Here is a 15,456-nt window from a genome sequence, read left to right on the forward strand (position 1 = left end):
CCGGGTGTCGTCCACCCATGCCCACAGCCACGGTCCCGACCCGGACGCGCCCCCGCCCACCGAGGAGGCGCTCGCCCGGCGGCGGCGCGCCGTCTGGCTGATGCTCCTGCTGCTCGTGCCCGTCGGCCTGGCCACCGTCATCGGCCTGATCGCGCTCTGGCCCGGCGCGGAGCCGACGCGTGCCGAACTGGCGGCGCAGCAGGCGCTGCCGCCGGGGACCACCTATCCCGACGGGCGGATCGTCTCCATCGAGACCTTCGACTGCGGCGTCGACCCCACGGGCCCGCCGCAGACGTGCGCCACCGCGGTGGTGGAGGTCCTCGGTGGCGAGGGCGCCGGTGACTTCGAGGGGATCGACATGCCGCCGGAGGTGGTCGCCGCCGGCGTCTCGGAGGGGGAGACGCTGGTGCTCACCCGCGATGCGGGCGCCGAGGGTGGACCGACCTACGCCTTCTACGACTACGCGCGGGACACGCCGATCATCGTCCTGGCCGTCGCCTTCGCCCTCGTCGTTGGGGTCGTGGCCCGGCTCCGGGGGCTCGCCTCGCTGCTGGGGCTCGCGTTCGCGTTCTTCGTGCTGCTCCAGTTCGTGCTGCCAGGGCTGCTGACCGAGGAGCACCCGACGCTGGTCAGCCTGGTCGGGTCGGCGGCGATCATGTTCGTCGTCCTGTACCTGGCGCACGGGTTCTCGGCCCGTACGACGACCGCGCTGGTGGGGACGCTCTTCGGGCTCACCCTGGTCGCCGTCATGGGATCGCTCGCGGTCTCGGCCGCCCGGCTCACCGGGCTCACCGACGAGGACGCGTTCACGCTGCAGCGCTTCGACCCGACGCTGAGCTTCTCCGGGCTGGTGCTGGCCGGCATCGTGGTGGCGGGCCTGGGCGTGCTCAACGACGTCACCATCACCCAGGCGTCGGCGATCTGGCAGCTGCACGAGGTGTCTCCGGAGATGACCTGGCGGGAGCTCTACACCCGCGGCATGACCGTCGGCCGGGACCACATCGCCTCGACCGTCTACACCATCGTGTTCGCCTACGCCGGGGCGGCGCTGCCCCTCCTCCTGCTGCTCGAGATCTACGCGACGCCCGTCTGGACGCTCATCACCAGCGCGGCGCTGGCCGAGGAGGTCATCCGCACGCTGGTCGGGGCGATCGCCCTGGTCCTCGCCGTGCCGGTGACCACCGCCGCGGGCGCCTTCTTCGCGAAGGCCGCGGACACCCAGGCCGGCACGGTCAGCGAGCGCGGGATGACCGCGCTGCGCACCCGGTTCGCCCGATGAGCGAGGCTGGAGCCGTGACCGATCTGCTCGCCGCCGCCTCCACCGCCCCGGGTTTCATGCCCGACGACGAGGGGCGCGCCCTGTACGAGGCCGCGTGCGCCGTCGCCGTCCCCGGGCCGCTGCTGGAGGTGGGCAGCTGGATGGGGAGGTCCGCGCTCTACCTGGCCGCGGCCGCTCGGGAGACCGGCCGGCAGGTGGTGACGGTCGACCACCACCGCGGGTCGGAGGAGCACCAGCCCGGCTGGGAGTACCACGACCCCTCGCTGGTCGACCCCGCCGTGGGCCGGATCGACACGCTGCCGCGGCTCCGCCGCACCATCGCCGAGGCCGGCGCCGAGGACGTCGTGATCGCCGTCGTCACCCGGTCGGAGACGCTCGCGCCGCTGTGGAGCACCCCGCTGGCGCTGCTGTTCCTCGACGGCAGCCACACCGAGGAGTCCGCGCGCCGCGACCAGGACGCGTGGGTCGCCAAGCTCGCCGTCGGCGGCACGCTGGCCATCCACGACGTCTTCCCCGACCCGGCCGACGGCGGGCAGGCCCCCTACGGGGTCTACACCCGCGTGCTGGCGTCCGGGGAGTTCACCGAGCTGCCCGGCACCGGCTCGCTGCGGCTGCTGCGCCGTGACCGCTGACCCGCTGGGCGCCGAGCGGGCGGCGGCGCTGGCGCAGATCGGGGTGCTGACCCGCGAGTTCGACGCCATCGTGGCGGCGTCGCAGGCATCCAACGCCGACGACGAGCACGACCCGGAGGGCGCGACGATCGCGTTCGAGCGCCAGCAGGTCGCCGCGCTGCTGGAGGCCGCGCGCCGCCGGCTGGCCGACGTCGACGCGGCGGTGACCGCCGTGGAGGCCGGCACCTACGGCCGGTGCCAGAGCTGCGGGCAGCCCATCGCCCCCGAGCGCCTCGCCGCCCGCCCGACCGCCCGCACCTGCATCACCTGCGCCCGCTGACCCAGGCATAGGAGGCTATGCATACGGATTCGGCCACGAAACCGCAGGCATAGCCTCCTATGCCTGCGGGGATCAGCTCACGTACCTGCGGGCGGTCGACGTCCGCTGGGCGTGCTCCAGGGCCGCGAAGCGGGCCTCGGCGTGCGGGGGGAGCACCCGCCGCTCGCGCAGTACCCACGGCAGCCCGCGCAGCGCCCGGGCCAGCCCGAGCGCGGTCACCCGGTCACGGGGCACGGTGCGCAGCAGGTGCACGGTGCGGCGCAGGGCCGGGCGGAAGGGCCGGCGCAGCCACGTCGTCCACAGCGTGTTGCGGATGCCGTCGGCCCGCCGCCGGTGCGGATCGCGGGCCTTGCTGGCCTGGTGGTGCACGGTCAGCGTCGGCAGGTAGCACAGCTCCCACCCGCGGGCGGCCAGGTCGCCGGCCATCAGCTCCTCCTCGCCGCCCAGCCACAACCGCTCGGAGAAGCCGCCCACCTCCTCGAACGCCTCCCGCCGCAGCACGGACGCGCCGGCGAGGAACGACCCCAGAGCCGGGCCGGGCAGCCAGTCGGCGCCGCGCACGGGGGAGTCGCGCAGCTCGGCGACGATCGGGTCCTCGGTGCTGCCCGGCTCGACCAGGATGCGGGCGGTGACGATCGCCAGCCGCGGGTGGGCGTCGAAGGTGTCGGCCGCGGTGCGCAGCGAGCCCGGTTCCCACCAGGTGTCGTCGTCGCAGAACGCGACGTAGGGCGTCGCGACCCGGGCCACGCCGAGGTTGCGGCCCACCGCGCCCAGGTTCTCCGGGCTGGCGATCAGCTCGACCTGCGGGAACCGCTCGCGCACGGCGTCGGCGGTCCCGTCGGTCGAGCCGTTGTCGACGACGACGACGTGCGGCCGCTCGGGGAGCGCTCCCAGGCGCGCCAGGGCGAGCAGCAGCTCGTCCCGCCGCTGGTGGGTGATGACGACGACGGCGACGCGCGGATCGGGGCCGGGGGCGGACCGGTCGGCGTCGGTCCCCGGGGCGGTGGTGGTCACGCCCGCTCACCGGACAGCAGCCGCAGGTCGGCGCGCACCCGGCCGGGCAGCGGACGGCGCCGGCGCAGCGCTGCGGACAGGTCGGGCAGCGCCCGGAGGAGGCCCTCGACGCCCGGCCGGCCGGCGCGCAGGGCGTCCGCCACCGTGCGGGCGACGTCGCCGGCCGGCAACCGCATGAGGGCGGTCAGCAGCCGGCTCCGCCAGATGCCCGCCTGCCGCCGCCCCGGGGCGTCCCGCCGGGGGGACGGGTGGTGGTGGATCGTCACCTCGTCGACGTAGGCGAGCCCCCAGCCGGCCACGGCCAGGTCCAGCGCCAGCCGCTCCTCCTCGCCGGGGAACCGCACCACCGGGTCGAAGCCGCCGACGGCCTCGAAGGCCTCGGTCCGCACCACCGCGGCGCAGGCGACGAAGCCCAGCAGCGCCGGCCCGGGGAGGTCCGCCGGGGTGCCCAGCGGGCTCTCCGCCATCTCGGCGCAGACCGGGTCCAGCCGCTCCTCGGGCCCTACGAGGATCCGGGCGTTGAGCAGCGCGAGCCGCGGGTGGGCCCGCATGATCGCGACGGCGCGGGCCAGGTCGCCCGGCGCCCACCAGGAGTCGTCGTCGGCGAACGCGAGGAACGGGGTGTGCGCCTGCGCGGCCCCCAGCGTGCGGCCGTGCGCCCCCTCGTTCGAGTCCAGCGGCAGCACGGTGACCTCGGGGTGGGCCTCCCGCACGGCCGCGACCGTGCCGTCGGTGGAGGCGTTGTCGACCAGCACCACCGGCGCCTCGTGGCGGGGCAGCGAGGCGAGCAGGTCGTCGCGGCGGTTGCGGCTGGCGACGACCACGGTGACGTCGGACCCGGGGGGACGGGATCGGTCGGTGCTGGGCAGAACGGTCACGGGAGGACCGTGCCCGCGCCTCCCGCCAGCCAATCCGCCGCGGGTGTGGAATCCGCCATGCCGGCGGACGGCAGCGCCCAGGGGTCGGCGAACAGCCCGCTCGCGGGCGAGGCGCCGGACAGCGCGTCGGCGGCCAGCAGGACCGCGGCCGCCGTCCAGGTGGTGCGCTCGACCGGCCAGCGCGCGTCGTCCGGGTAGACGAACCCGGTCCAGTACGCGCCGTCGGCGTCCCGCAGGTGCTGCATCGCGGCCACCTGCTCCAGCGCGGCGTCGCGCCGGCCCGCGGCGACCAGTGCCAGCGCCAGCTCGCAGGTCTCGGCACCGGTCACCCAGGGCCGGTCGTCGACGCAGCGGATGCCCAGGCCCGGTACGACGAACCGGTCCCAGTCGCCGGCCAGCCGCTCCCGGGCCTCCGCGCCGGTGAGCGCGCCGCCCAGCACGGGGTAGTACCAGTCCATCGAGTACCGCGAGCGGTCGGCGAAGGCGTCCGGCCGCCGGCGCAGCGCGGTGCCCAGGTCGGCGACGGCCAGCTCCCAGTCCGGCTGGGTCTCGCCGACCAGGTCGGCCAGTGCCAGCCCGCAGCGCAGCGCCTGGAAGAGGCTGGCGTTCCCGGTGAGCAGGGCCAGGTCGTCGGGCGTGCCGTCGGGGCGCAGCGCCCAGCTGATCGCGCCGCCGGGCAGCTGCATCCGGGTGACCAGGTCCAGCGCCGCCCGCACCCCCGGCCACAGCTCGACGACGAGCGGCTCGTCGCCGCTGGTCAGCCAGGAGTGCCACACGCCGACGGCGAGGTAGCCGGCGTGGTTGCTCTCCGCGCCCGGGGACGTCTCGGCGCCGGCCCGGTACTCGGCGGCCCAGCTGCCGTCGGCGCGCTGCCGGGCCGCCAGCCAGCGGTAGGCCGCGGCCGCCCGGGCGTGCTCGCCGCCGAGGTCGAGGGCCATCGCCGCCTCGACCGAGTCCCAGGGGTCGAGCTGGCCGGCGCGGAACCAGGGGAGCGCGCCGTCGCCGTCCTGCTCCCCGGCGATCCAGGCCACCGTCCGCCGCACCTGGTCGGCGCCGAGCACCCCCGGCAGCTCCGGCAGCAGCACGCGGCCCCGGTCAGCCGGCGGCAGCGGACCGCTCCCGGTCGGGCCGCCCGGCGGCCGCCGACCACGTGCGCACCGCCGGGGTGGCCGGCTCGGCGGGCTTGTCGGCGTAGACGACGAAGCTCTTGCCGATCAGCGGGTCGAGCACCCGCTCGGCCACCCGGGTCACCCACGGTCGCGTGGTCAGGTCCCAGACGAGCAGCCGGTGGTAGGCGCGGACCAGCGCGGAGTCCCTGTCCACCCCGACGGCGCACTTGAGCCACCAGTACGGCGCGTGCAGCGCGTGGGCGTGGTGGGTGGCGCCGGACACCAGCCCCGCGGCGGTCAGCCGGGCGCGCAGCTCGTCGCCGCGGTAGATGCGGATGTGCCCGCCCTCGTTGGCGTGGTACTCGTCCGACAGCGCCCAGCAGATCCGCTCCGGCCCGTACCGCGGCACGGTCACCACGGCCCGGCCACCCGGCTTCAGCACGCGGAAGATCTCGGCCATCGCCGTGGCGTCGTCGGGGATGTGCTCGAGCACCTCGGAGGCCATCACCCGGTCCACGCTCGCGTCGGGGAAGGGCAGGTGCAGCAGGTCGCCGCGCACCACCTCGTAGCGCGCAGCCCGGCCGTCGCCCGCCCGCCCGGCCTCGCCGGCCTCGGCGATCGCGCCGAGCCAGCGCTTCGTCGTCGACACCTCCGGCACGCCCCAGTCGACGGCGACGACGTCGGCGCCGCGCCGGTACGCCTCGAAGGCGTGCCGACCCTCACCGCAGCCCAGGTCGAGGACGGTCATCCCCGGCCGCAGGTCGAGGCGGTCGTAGTCGACGGTGAGCACTACTCGTCCCCCTTGCGCCCGGCGGTCCGGCGGTCCAGCGTCTCGGCGTACCAGTCGGCGGTGCGCTCGGCGGTGGCCCGCCAGGTGTAGCGGTCGAGCACCCGCCGGCGCCCGGCGCGGCCCAGCTGCTCGGCCAGGGACGGCGAGTCGAGGACCAGCTGCAGCGCCGCGGTCAGCTCGCCGACGTCCCCGGCCCGGACCCGCAGCCCCGCCTTGGTGCCGACCACCTCGGGCAGGGCGCCGGCGTCGGTGGTGACCAGGGGGGTCGCGCAGGCCATGGCCTCGACGGCCGGCAGCGAGAAGCCCTCGTAGAGGGAGGGGATCGCCACGACCGCCGCCGTCTGCAGCAGCCCGATCAGCTCCTCCTCGGGCACGGAGCCGGTGAACCGGACGGCGTCGTGCAGGGCGAGCCGGTCCAGCGCGGCCTCGGCGGGCCCACCCGGGCGGGCGGTGCCGACGACGGTCAGCCGGACCGGTCGCTCGGTGCGCAGCTTGGCGACCGCCTCGAGCAGGTGCACCAGCCCCTTGAGCGGGACGTCGGCGCTGGTGATGGCCAGGATCGAGTCCGCCTCGCGCGCCTGGCCCTTCGGCGGCGGGGCGAAGTGCCCCGGGTCGATGCCGACCGGGATCACCGTCATGCGCCCGGGGGCGAGCCCCATGTGCGCGGCGATGTCCCGCCGGGAGTTCGCCGAGACGGTGGTGACGCCGTCGAGCTGCTGGACGACCCGGGCCTGCATGCCGGTGAAGGCGTACCAGCGGCGCAGCGTCAGCCGGCGGCGCAGCGTCGGGGCCGCGGCCAGCTCGAGGTCGCGGTCGATGGCGATCGGGTGGTGGACCGTCGCGACGGTCGGCACCCCGGCGCGCACCAGCCGCAGCAGCCCGTAGCCCAGCGACTGGTTGTCGTGCACCACGTCGAACTCGCCGCGACGGGGGAGCAGGTGGCGGGCGGCCCGCAGCGTGAACGTCAGCGGCTCGGGAAAGCCGGCGGTGCACATGGTCGCCCACTCGGCGACGTCCACCCAGTCGCGGAACTCCGAGGGCCACGGGGTGCGGAACGGGTCGGGTTCGCGGTACAGGTCGAGGCTGGGCAGCCGGGTGAGCGGCACGCCGTCGTCGAGCTCCGGGTAGGGCTGGCCGCTGAACACCTCGACGCGGTGCCCGAGCTCGGCCAGCTCGCGCGAGAGCGCCCGGACGTAGATGCCCTGGCCGCCGCTGTGCGGCTTGCTGCGGTAGGACAGCAGTGCGATGCGCAACGACCGTCCCATGGGGCGGACTCTAAACGAGCCCCTCCCGGCGCCCGTGCGCCACGGCCGAGGGGGTGCGGTCGGCGCAACCCTGGCACAGTGGTCCGGCATGATCCGCCACGTCGTCGTCTTCACCTGGTCCCCGAACGCTGACGCCGACCGCCGGGCCGCCACGGTCGAGGCGCTGCGCGGTCTCCGGCAGGTGGTCGGCGGGATGACGTCGCTGACCGTCGCCGACGACGCCGGCCTGGTCGACGGCAACGCCGACACGGTGCTGATCGCCGACTTCCCCGACGTCGCAGCCTTCTCCCGCTACGCGCAGGACCCGGTGCACCTCGCGGTGATCGCCGAGCACGTGCGGCCCGTCCTGGCCTCGCGCAGCGCCGTCCAGTACCAGGTCTGAGGCAGCCGGCGCGCGGCTCCGGGCGGCTAGGTTCGGGGGCATGCCACCCGCCTCCCGCGCCGCCGGCCGGCGCCGTCTCCCCGGCGTGCTCCTGGCCGGGGCCGCCTCCTCGGTCCTGCTCGCCGGCTGCGGGGGCGACGACGCCTCGGACCGGACCGCCGCCGCCTCCTCGTCCGCCGCCTCGTCGTCCTCGGCCGCCTCGTCCTCGGCCACGTCGTCCTCCACCGGGTCGTCCCCGGCGGGGCCCGACCTGGCCTCCGGCCTGCTCCCCGCCAGCGCCTTCGGTCCCGACGCCACGGTGATCGCGGTGTCCCCGGAGCAGCTGCGCCAGGGCGCGGGCATCGCCGCCGCCTCGGACGACCTGCAGATCACCCCGGAGAGCTGCCGGGCCGCCGTGGACGGCACCCAGCCGGACATCGACGACTTCGCCGACATCGCCGCGCAGAGCGCCACCACCGGCGCGTCCTCGACGGTGGAGATGCTGCTTCGCGACGGCCCGATCGGGGACTCCGTGGCCCAGCTGGCCGACGCCGCGGAGCGCTGCCCCGAGGCGCAGATCTCCTCGCCGGAGTTCGACCAGGCGACGATCACCTTCGAGAACCTCCCGGTGGACGACCTGGGCGACCGCGCCGCGCTGCTCCGGTACACCACCACCCTGTCGGCGCCCGACGGCTCGCAGGTGTCGGTGCCGACGCTGATCGGCGCGGTCGAGGACGGCGACCGGCTGCTCCTGCTGCTCACCATCGACGCCGGCCAGGCCGGGGCGGGGGCCACCGATCCGGCCGCCTTCGCCGACCTGCTGGCGCAGGCCCACGAGACCCAGGCGGACGCGCTCGACTGATCCGGCGCCGGGCGTCGTCCACAACCCGCGCGGGCGTCCACAGACCACTCCGGGCTGTTCCCCGCGCCGGTGCGCGTGACCAGGGTCGGCAGGCATGGACGCCACCGCCGAGCAGGATCGCTCCGACGACCGCCCCGAGGTCCGCATCTCCGATCCTGGTGAGGTGGCCGCCGCGCTTCCGCACCTGCTCGGCTTCCACCCGCGCGAGTCGGTGGTCCTGATCGGGCTCGGCGGGCCGTCCGGCGGGCGGGTCGGGCTCACCGTGCGGGCCGACCTCCCACCGGCCGGCGCCGGCGCGGCGGCGGCGCGGCTGCTGGCCCGGAGCCTGCGCACCGACGACCCCGTCGCCGCGCTGGTCGTCGTGGTCTCCGAGGCCGCCGACGACCGCGCCGGGCCCGGCGCCGGGTACCCGGGGGCGGAGCTGCCGCACCGGGCGCTGGTGCACGACCTGGTGCTCGCGCTGGCCGCCGTCGACGTCCCGGTGCGCGACGTGCTGCTGGTCCGCCGCGGGCGCTGGTGGTCCTACGACTGCCCGCACCCGTGCTGCGCGCCCGCGGTGGGCACGCCGCTACCCGCCGGGGTGAGCGCGCTGGCGGCGGCGTCGGTGACCACCGGGCAGGTGGTGGCCGCCGACCGGTCGGCCCTGGGCGCCCGTCTGACCGCGCCGCCCGGTGCCCCCGACGGCGTCCGACGCGCCCTCGAGCGGCTCGCCGTCGAGCGCGCGGCCCGCCTCCTGGAGGGGGGCCGGACGCCGGACGCCGAGCCGGACGCCGTCGTGCGGCAGGCGGTGGCGCGGTCGCGCCCCGGCGCGCCGGACCCCGGCGACCCGCTGGACGACGACGAGCTGGCCCGGCTCCTGGAGGTCCTGCAGGACGTCGGCGTGCGCGACCGTGCCCTCCAGCTGGCGCTCGGGGCGGACGCCGTGGCGGCCGAGCTGCTGTGGACCGAGTGCACGCGCCGGGCGCCGGCACCCCTGGACGCGGCGCCGGCCACCCTGCTGGCGGTGAGCGCCTGGCTGCGCGGCGACGGCGCCCTGGCGAACGTGGCCCTGGACCGCGCGCTCGCCGGCGATCCCGGCTACGCCCTCGCCCGGCTGCTGAGCCAGGGGCTCGCCGCCTGCCTCCCGCCGGGGGAGCTGCGCGCGCTGATCGCCCGGGCCCCCTCCGGCGCCCCGGGGGTCCGGCCGGCATGACGGGCCGGACCCCGGCGTCTCCCGGCGGGCCCGAGCGGAGGGACGGCTGCCGGGCCATGGCCGCTCGCCCCGCCCGCTCGGCGCCGCTCGTCCGCCTAGTCCGCGGTGGCCGGCGTCCCGACATCCGCGAAGGACAACCACGTGCCCGCCAGCGGTTCGAAGCCGATGCTGGGCTTCGACCAGTCGCAGACGCCGTCGGGGAAGATCTCCCGGAGGCGGTCCAGTTCGGCGTCGGTGAAGGAGACCGCGTAACCCGACGGGTCCACCGGCGTCAGCTGGCACTTCCACACGTCGTCCGAGAGAGGGCCACCGGCGGCGATCCGGGGACCCGAGTGCGGCGGGAAGAGCTCGTTGCACCGTCCCTCGTCGGAGTAGGTGGCCGGCTCCTCGATCTTCGTGCCGTCGGCCGTCCAGCAGGCGTCGACCAGGTCGTCGGGCTTGGCGCGGAGGACCTTGACCGCTTCCGGGGCGTCGCTCCGATCCTCGCCGAGCGCGGTCAGCCAGGCGTCCATCTGCGCCAGGAACTCCCGCTCCACGTCCTCGTAGACGCTCGGGTCGGCCCGCAGGATGACCTGGTTGTCGGCGTGCCCGTTGGCCTTGATGAGCCGGTCGCGCATCGAGAAGGAGCGGACGCTGTCGTGGAAGTTGGCCGCCAGGTCCAGGTAGGGCCGGGCGTCGATGATCGGCACGGTCGCCAGCCCGCCGGCGCCGCTGGTGGTCCGCCCCGTGGAGTACGCCGCACGGATGGCCTCGACATCCCCCTCGACGCGCTCGGGCGTCCAGTTCATGTCGATGTCGTAGCCCCCGATGCCCGCGTTCAGGTCGAGGAACTGCTCCGGGGTGATCTGCCCGCTGTTGACCGCCTCGAGGCCGTACTGGACGCCTACGTTGTCGTGCGGGCGGCGCGCGAAACCCGTCTCCGGGTCGGTGCCGAAGATGTTCTTCATCCCGTCGTAGATGGAGCAGCGGGCACCGTCCGGGTTGGTCACGGCGTCGTACCACCACGCCTCCGGGATCGCGGGATCGCAGTCCTCGGGGTCGAGCCGCCCGGGCCGCCCGGCGTGCTGGACGTCGCAGGTCTCCCACTCGGCGTAGCCGCTGATCGCCTCCTTCTGCTCGTCGGTGAACTCGTTCGCGTTCAGGTAGGGACGGAGCAGGACGCGGCAGTCGTCCGCACCGATGAAGTAGGTCGTGGCGTCCGGGAAGCTCAGCGTGGGGGTGATCCCGTCGAGGAGGCCGGGGTAGTTCTGCGCGATCTCGTACTGCTGCATCGCCCCACCGGAGGCACCCCAGCCGATCGTGTGCAGGGGCACGCCGATCTGCTCGATGACGCGTTCCTTGACCATCATCGTGGTCTCGGCCGACACCACGTCGTTGCAGTTGGTGTTGTTGACGTTGAGGGTCGAGGAGGCCACCGCGTAGCCCTGGGAGAGGTGCAGGTCCTGCATGACGTCGCCCGTCTCGGTGCCCTGGTGGTAACCCGACCGGCACCCTCCGCCGTAGGTGTACACGAGCCGCTGGTTCCAGCCCGGCTCGTCCGTCCAGGGGTCCGGCTCCGGCGTGGCCGGGTCGTCGAGGACTGCGAACTGGTACACCGCGCGGTTGAGCGTCCCGGTCTCGACCCGGACGATGTAGGGAACACGCTCCCCGGTGCTCGTCGTGGTCTCCACCAGGTCGTCGGGGCGGGCGCCCGGAGGCAAGGGCGCGAACTCGCCGTAGTCCGTGCGGTACCGGTAGTCCACCTCCGTGACGCCGGAGCACCGTCCCTCGTCGGCGGGGACGAGACCCCACTCGGGAGTGGTGCAGGCGTACGGCATCTGCTGGGGACCGGAGAAGATCGGCCCGCCCGCGGGGTGGTTGACCACCGTGAGAGTTGCGGCACGGTCGCGACCGCCTTGAGCCACGAGTTCGTTCGTACCGAGCTCCAGACCCGTGACCAGCCCCGTCAGCGACCGTCCGTCAGGGGCCGGGCGGAACGCGCGGGTGACGTCCTCACCGTTCCGGAGGACCGTGACGTCGGGCGCGGAGAGGTTCGGCGGCAGGTCGACCCGCACGAGGACGTCACCTCCGCTCACCATGTCCGCCGCAGTGGACAGCGTGGACACCGCCAATCGCGACGGTTGCTGTTTGGCCGAGCCACGGTCGACGGGTGGACCGGCCGACGCCACCGGGGCGGCGACGGCCCCCGTGACGACGATGACCGTCGCGGTGGCGAGGGCCCCGGCGGCGCGGAGCGGACGGCGGAGGATGGGGCGTGGGCGCATGCGGGCTCCCGACGGGATGCGCGATCGGCCCACGGTGACTGCCGGAGAGAACTCGGAACCGGTCGGCTCAGATATGACCCGGGTCACGTTAACAACAAGCGTGTGAGACGCCAATCGAACCCATGACCCGCTGCCACGAGACTCTCCAGCGGCTCGCCGCTCGATGGCCCGGAACCTCCGGCGCTACAGGAGGTCGGGGCGCTGCCATCCCTGGTCCAGCACGTGCTCGGCGAGGAACGCCAGCACCGTCCCGTACCAGATCTGGCTGTTCCCCGGGGTCAGCACCCAGTGGTTCTCGTCCGGGAAGTACAGGAACTTGGAGGGGATGCCCCGCTTCTGCAGCCCGTACCAGAGGGCTAGGGCCTCACCGATCGGCACCCGGTAGTCCTTGTCCCCGTGGATGACCAGCATCGGGGTGCGGATGGCATCCACGTACCGGTGCGGCGAGTTCTGCTCGTACCGCCGGGGCTCGGTGAAGGGGTCGCCCCACTCCTTCTCCCAGTAGTACGACGCGTCGGTGGTGCCGGTGAACGACTCGAGGTTCCAGAGGCTGGCGTGGGTGACGATCGCCTTGAACCGGTCGGTCCGGGTGGCCACCCAGTTGGCCATGTAGCCCCCGAAGGAGCCGCCCATCGCCGCGGTACGGCTCGGGTCGATGTCCGGGCGCTGCTCGGCGGCGTCCACGGCGGCCATGAGGTCGGTGTACGGGGCGTCGCCCCACTCGCCCCAGCCCCGGCGCACGAAGTCCTGCCCGAACCCCTGGGACAGCGCCGGGTTCGGCAGGAGCACCGCATAGCCCTGCGCGGCCAGCACCCACGGGCACCAGCGCCAGGACCACGAGTTCCAGCTCATCAGCGGGCCACCGTGGATCCAGAGCACCAGCGGCGCCGGGGCGTCGGCCGACGCGCCCTCGGGGAGCACCAGCCACGACTGCACGCGCGTGCCGTCGGCGGCGGTCGCCGCCACCTCCTGCAGCGTCCCGGGGAGCCGGTCGATGCCGGCCGGGCTGGGCAGCGGCTCCGGGTCCTGCATGGGCGCGGCGGGGTCCAGCCGGACCGGCACCGGAGGGGAGTCGTAGGCCGAGCGCAGCGCGTACAGGGCACTGCCGTCGCGGGCGATCCGCAGGTCGCTGTAGGCGCCGTCGCTGGTCAGCCGGACCGGGTCGCCGCCGTCGACCGGCACCCGGAACAGCGCGTGCCGGCCGTCTTCGTCGGCGAGGTAGTACACCGCGGCGCCGTCGGCGGAGAACTGCGGCGCGCTCGGCCAGCGGTCGACGTCCGGGGTCAGGTCGCGGGCGGCGCCGTCGGCGACCTCGACCACCAGCAGCGTGTAGTCCGGCGGCTCGGCGTAGGAGGACATCGCCTCGCGCACGCAGACCAGACGGGCGCCGTCCGGCGAGAACGCCGCCCCGTAGACGTCGGCCAGCGGGTCGTCGACGAGGACCCGCGTCTCGCCCGAGCCGGTCTCGGTGAGGACCAGCCGGCTGCGGCGGCCGGCCGGGCCGTCGGGCACCTCCTCGGTCCGGGCGAGCAGTCGGCCGTCAGGGGAGAGGGCGATGTCGTCGCCGGCGCCGTTGGGCGGCAGCGCGTCCGGGGTCAGGTCGCGCAGCTCGACCGGCGTCCCGCCGACGGGCGCCTCCTCCGCAGGCAGCCGGCCGGCCCAGAACACGTGCGGGGCCGCCGGCCCGAGGTCGTGGTCCCAGTACCGCACCGGGTAGGCCTCGTGCAGGATCGCCGTCACCCCGGCGTCGGCCCGCTTCTTCCGGAGCTCCTCGTCGGCCGCGGCGTCCGCGCCGCCCGGCATCGTGCCCGCGACGACCACCACGTCCCCGCTGTCGGCGGCCACCGCGAACGAGCTGATGCCGCCGGGGCGGGCGAGCACCGGGCGGGCCTCGCCGCCGTCGGCGGGCAGGCTCCACAACGCCGGCTTCGGCTCCGCCTCGGACGCCGCGCCGGGGTCCGGTCGGGCCGAGGTGAACAGCAGCGAGCCGTCGGGCGCCCAGGCGGGCGCGGACTCCCCGGGCGCGCTCCGGGTCAGCCGGCGGGCGGGCCGCACGCCCTGCGGGTCGAGCTCCCAGAGCGCCGACTGCCACTTCTTCCGCTCCGGGTCGAGCGTGTGCAGCGAGACCGCCAGCCGCGACCCGTCGGGCGACAGCGCCAGCCCCCCGATCCGCGGCAGCGCCACGAAGTCCGCCAGGCGGTGGAACGGGGTGGGCGCGGGCCCGGCGGACGGGTCGGAGGGGGCAGGAGCGGACGAGCTCACCGGGGCCTTCTCTCGCGGGGGAGCGGGGACCGCCCCACCGTAGTGAGATCGACCCGCCCGCCGCCGTCCCGGCCGGGCCGGGACCGGACCGGGATCAGCGCACGTCCCAGGCGGCGAGGAACTCCTCCGGGCCCAGCGTGGCCAGCTCGGTGCCGACCGCCCGCAGCAGGTCCCCGGCGACCATCGGCTCCCCGGCCGGCACCCGGAGCACCTCCCGGCCGTCGTCGAGCCGGGTCACCACCACGTCGTGGACCGACGGCCCCGGGACCAGCCCCCACAGCAGCTCCGCGAGGAAGGCCCCGGCGACCCGGGCGCGGTGCCGCAGCGGCCCGCCCGGCCGCGGCAGCAGCTGCGCGACGAAGACGTCGGCCGCACGGAGCCCGTCCGGGGAGGCCGCGTCCACCGGCGCGACGGCTAGAGCATCGGCGCGGCCTCGAGGGGCGTGAGCTCCTCGTCCACCGCGCTCACGAACATGTGCTGGGCCACGCCGGCCGGGAGCACGTAGCCGTCGAGGCTCACCGAGCCCTCCACCAGCTGCGCGGTCATGGTCACGCCCGGCCGGACGCCGTGGTCGGCCAGCGCGCGGAGCAGCTCGGCGTTCTCCTGAAGCTGCTCGCTGATCCGGCGGACGACGACCGGCCGGCCCTCGGACGTGGCCGTCGTCGCCAGCAGCGTGAGGGAGTCGAGCACCGCGACGGTCTCGCCCCCGAGCGGCTCGTCGCCGCGCAGCGCCTCCAGGCCCGGGATCGGGTTGCCGAACGGGGAGACCGTCGGGTTGCCCAGCAGCGACACCAGGCGGCGCTCCACCGCCTCGCTCATCACGTGCTCCCAGCGGCACGCCTCCTCGTGCACGTCGGCGTAGTCGAGGCCGATGACGTCGACGAGCAGGCACTCGGCCAGCCGGTGCTTGCGCATGACGGCGGTGGCCAGCTGGCGGCCTTCCTCGGAGAGCTGCAGGTGCCGGTCGCCCTCGACGGTGAGCAGGCCGTCGCGCTCCATGCGGGCGACCGTCTGGCTCACCGTCGGGCCGCTCTGGTGCAGGCGCTCGGCGATGCGGGCCCGGAGCGGGACGATGCCCTCTTCCTCCAGCTCGAAGATCGTCCGGAGGTACATCTCGGTGGTGTCGATGAGGTCGTTCACAGGTACTCCTCCGTGTCGGCGGCCAGTCTACGGGGCCCGGGCACCCCGATCGGCCGACCCGCGGGTCATCTCGGCGGCGTACCGGCCGC

15 protein-coding genes are annotated in these 15,456 nt (G+C 75.4%); 6 read left to right on the forward strand and 9 right to left on the reverse strand.

Features of this window, described 5'->3' with window-relative positions:
* Window positions 1-4: 4 nt before the first annotated feature.
* The 3 genes from O2W17_RS16355 to O2W17_RS16365 are packed head-to-tail and all read left to right on the forward strand — an operon-like array spanning window position 5 to window position 2,230.
* Window positions 5-1,279, forward strand: coding sequence for a YibE/F family protein (locus O2W17_RS16355; RefSeq protein WP_269193500.1), 1,275 nt, complete (start codon window positions 5-7; stop codon window positions 1,277-1,279).
* Between the two features lie 14 nt (window positions 1,280-1,293).
* Window positions 1,294-1,911 carry a class I SAM-dependent methyltransferase gene (locus O2W17_RS16360; RefSeq protein WP_269193501.1) on the forward strand — a complete coding sequence of 206 codons (618 nt, stop codon included), beginning with the start codon at window positions 1,294-1,296 and terminating at the stop codon, window positions 1,909-1,911.
* The gene (locus O2W17_RS16365; RefSeq protein ID WP_269193502.1) at window positions 1,901-2,230 is read left to right on the forward strand and encodes a TraR/DksA family transcriptional regulator; all 330 of its coding nucleotides are present in this window, start codon (window positions 1,901-1,903) and stop codon (window positions 2,228-2,230) included. The genes O2W17_RS16360 and O2W17_RS16365 overlap by 11 nt, the downstream gene beginning before the upstream one ends.
* 72 nt (window positions 2,231-2,302) lie before the next feature.
* Here O2W17_RS16365 and O2W17_RS16370 read toward each other — a convergent pair whose 3' ends face one another.
* The 5 genes from O2W17_RS16370 to O2W17_RS16390 are packed head-to-tail and all read right to left on the reverse strand — an operon-like array spanning window position 2,303 to window position 7,286.
* Window positions 2,303-3,244, reverse strand: a complete 942-nt coding sequence (locus O2W17_RS16370; protein ID WP_269193503.1) for a glycosyltransferase family 2 protein — start codon at window positions 3,242-3,244, stop codon at window positions 2,303-2,305.
* On the reverse strand, window positions 3,241-4,122 hold the full coding sequence (locus tag O2W17_RS16375) for a glycosyltransferase family 2 protein (protein ID WP_269193504.1): 882 nt from the start codon (window positions 4,120-4,122) through the stop codon (window positions 3,241-3,243). Before O2W17_RS16375 ends, O2W17_RS16370 begins: the two co-directional genes overlap by 4 nt.
* The gene (locus tag O2W17_RS16380; RefSeq protein WP_269193505.1) at window positions 4,119-5,207 is read right to left on the reverse strand and encodes a prenyltransferase; all 1,089 of its coding nucleotides are present in this window, start codon (window positions 5,205-5,207) and stop codon (window positions 4,119-4,121) included. Before O2W17_RS16380 ends, O2W17_RS16375 begins: the two co-directional genes overlap by 4 nt.
* A gap of 10 nt (window positions 5,208-5,217) precedes the next feature.
* The gene (locus O2W17_RS16385; RefSeq protein ID WP_269193506.1) at window positions 5,218-6,021 is read right to left on the reverse strand and encodes a class I SAM-dependent methyltransferase; all 804 of its coding nucleotides are present in this window, start codon (window positions 6,019-6,021) and stop codon (window positions 5,218-5,220) included.
* Entirely contained in the window at window positions 6,021-7,286 is a 1,266-nt protein-coding gene (locus O2W17_RS16390; protein ID WP_269193507.1) for a glycosyltransferase family 4 protein, read from the reverse strand. Before O2W17_RS16390 ends, O2W17_RS16385 begins: the two co-directional genes overlap by 1 nt.
* Window positions 7,287-7,374: 88 nt before the next feature.
* On the opposite strand from O2W17_RS16390, the gene O2W17_RS16395 reads away from it, so the two are divergent.
* The 3 genes from O2W17_RS16395 to O2W17_RS16405 all read left to right on the forward strand — a co-directional run bounded on the left by O2W17_RS16395 (window position 7,375) and on the right by O2W17_RS16405 (window position 9,701).
* Window positions 7,375-7,668: a Dabb family protein gene (locus O2W17_RS16395; RefSeq protein ID WP_269193508.1), complete on the forward strand. Its 294-nt coding sequence runs from the start codon at window positions 7,375-7,377 to the stop codon at window positions 7,666-7,668.
* Window positions 7,669-7,708: 40 nt separating this feature from the next.
* Entirely contained in the window at window positions 7,709-8,509 is an 801-nt protein-coding gene (locus tag O2W17_RS16400) for a hypothetical protein (RefSeq protein WP_269193509.1), read from the forward strand.
* Window positions 8,510-8,603: 94 nt separating this feature from the next.
* Complete coding sequence (locus tag O2W17_RS16405) at window positions 8,604-9,701, forward strand: DUF4192 domain-containing protein (RefSeq protein WP_269193510.1); 1,098 nt, start codon at window positions 8,604-8,606, stop codon at window positions 9,699-9,701.
* Window positions 9,702-9,796: 95 nt separating this feature from the next.
* Here O2W17_RS16405 and O2W17_RS16410 read toward each other — a convergent pair whose 3' ends face one another.
* From O2W17_RS16410 to O2W17_RS16425, 4 genes are all read right to left on the reverse strand, one after another.
* Window positions 9,797-11,965, reverse strand: a complete 2,169-nt coding sequence (locus O2W17_RS16410; protein WP_269193511.1) for a DUF6351 family protein — start codon at window positions 11,963-11,965, stop codon at window positions 9,797-9,799.
* Window positions 11,966-12,148: 183 nt separating this feature from the next.
* A complete protein-coding gene (locus O2W17_RS16415; RefSeq protein WP_269193512.1) occupies window positions 12,149-14,227 on the reverse strand; it encodes a S9 family peptidase in 2,079 nt (692 codons plus the stop codon).
* Between the two features lie 94 nt (window positions 14,228-14,321).
* Window positions 14,322-14,630, reverse strand: coding sequence for a hypothetical protein (locus tag O2W17_RS16420; RefSeq protein WP_269193513.1), 309 nt, complete (start codon window positions 14,628-14,630; stop codon window positions 14,322-14,324).
* A gap of 11 nt (window positions 14,631-14,641) precedes the next feature.
* Complete coding sequence (locus O2W17_RS16425; protein WP_269193514.1) at window positions 14,642-15,367, reverse strand: metal-dependent transcriptional regulator; 726 nt, start codon at window positions 15,365-15,367, stop codon at window positions 14,642-14,644.
* Between the last annotated feature and the right edge of the window lie 89 nt (window positions 15,368-15,456).

Origin of the sequence: Blastococcus sp. VKM Ac-2987 (genome assembly GCF_026967805.1) — a bacterium.
GTDB lineage: Bacteria > Actinomycetota > Actinomycetes > Mycobacteriales > Geodermatophilaceae > Blastococcus.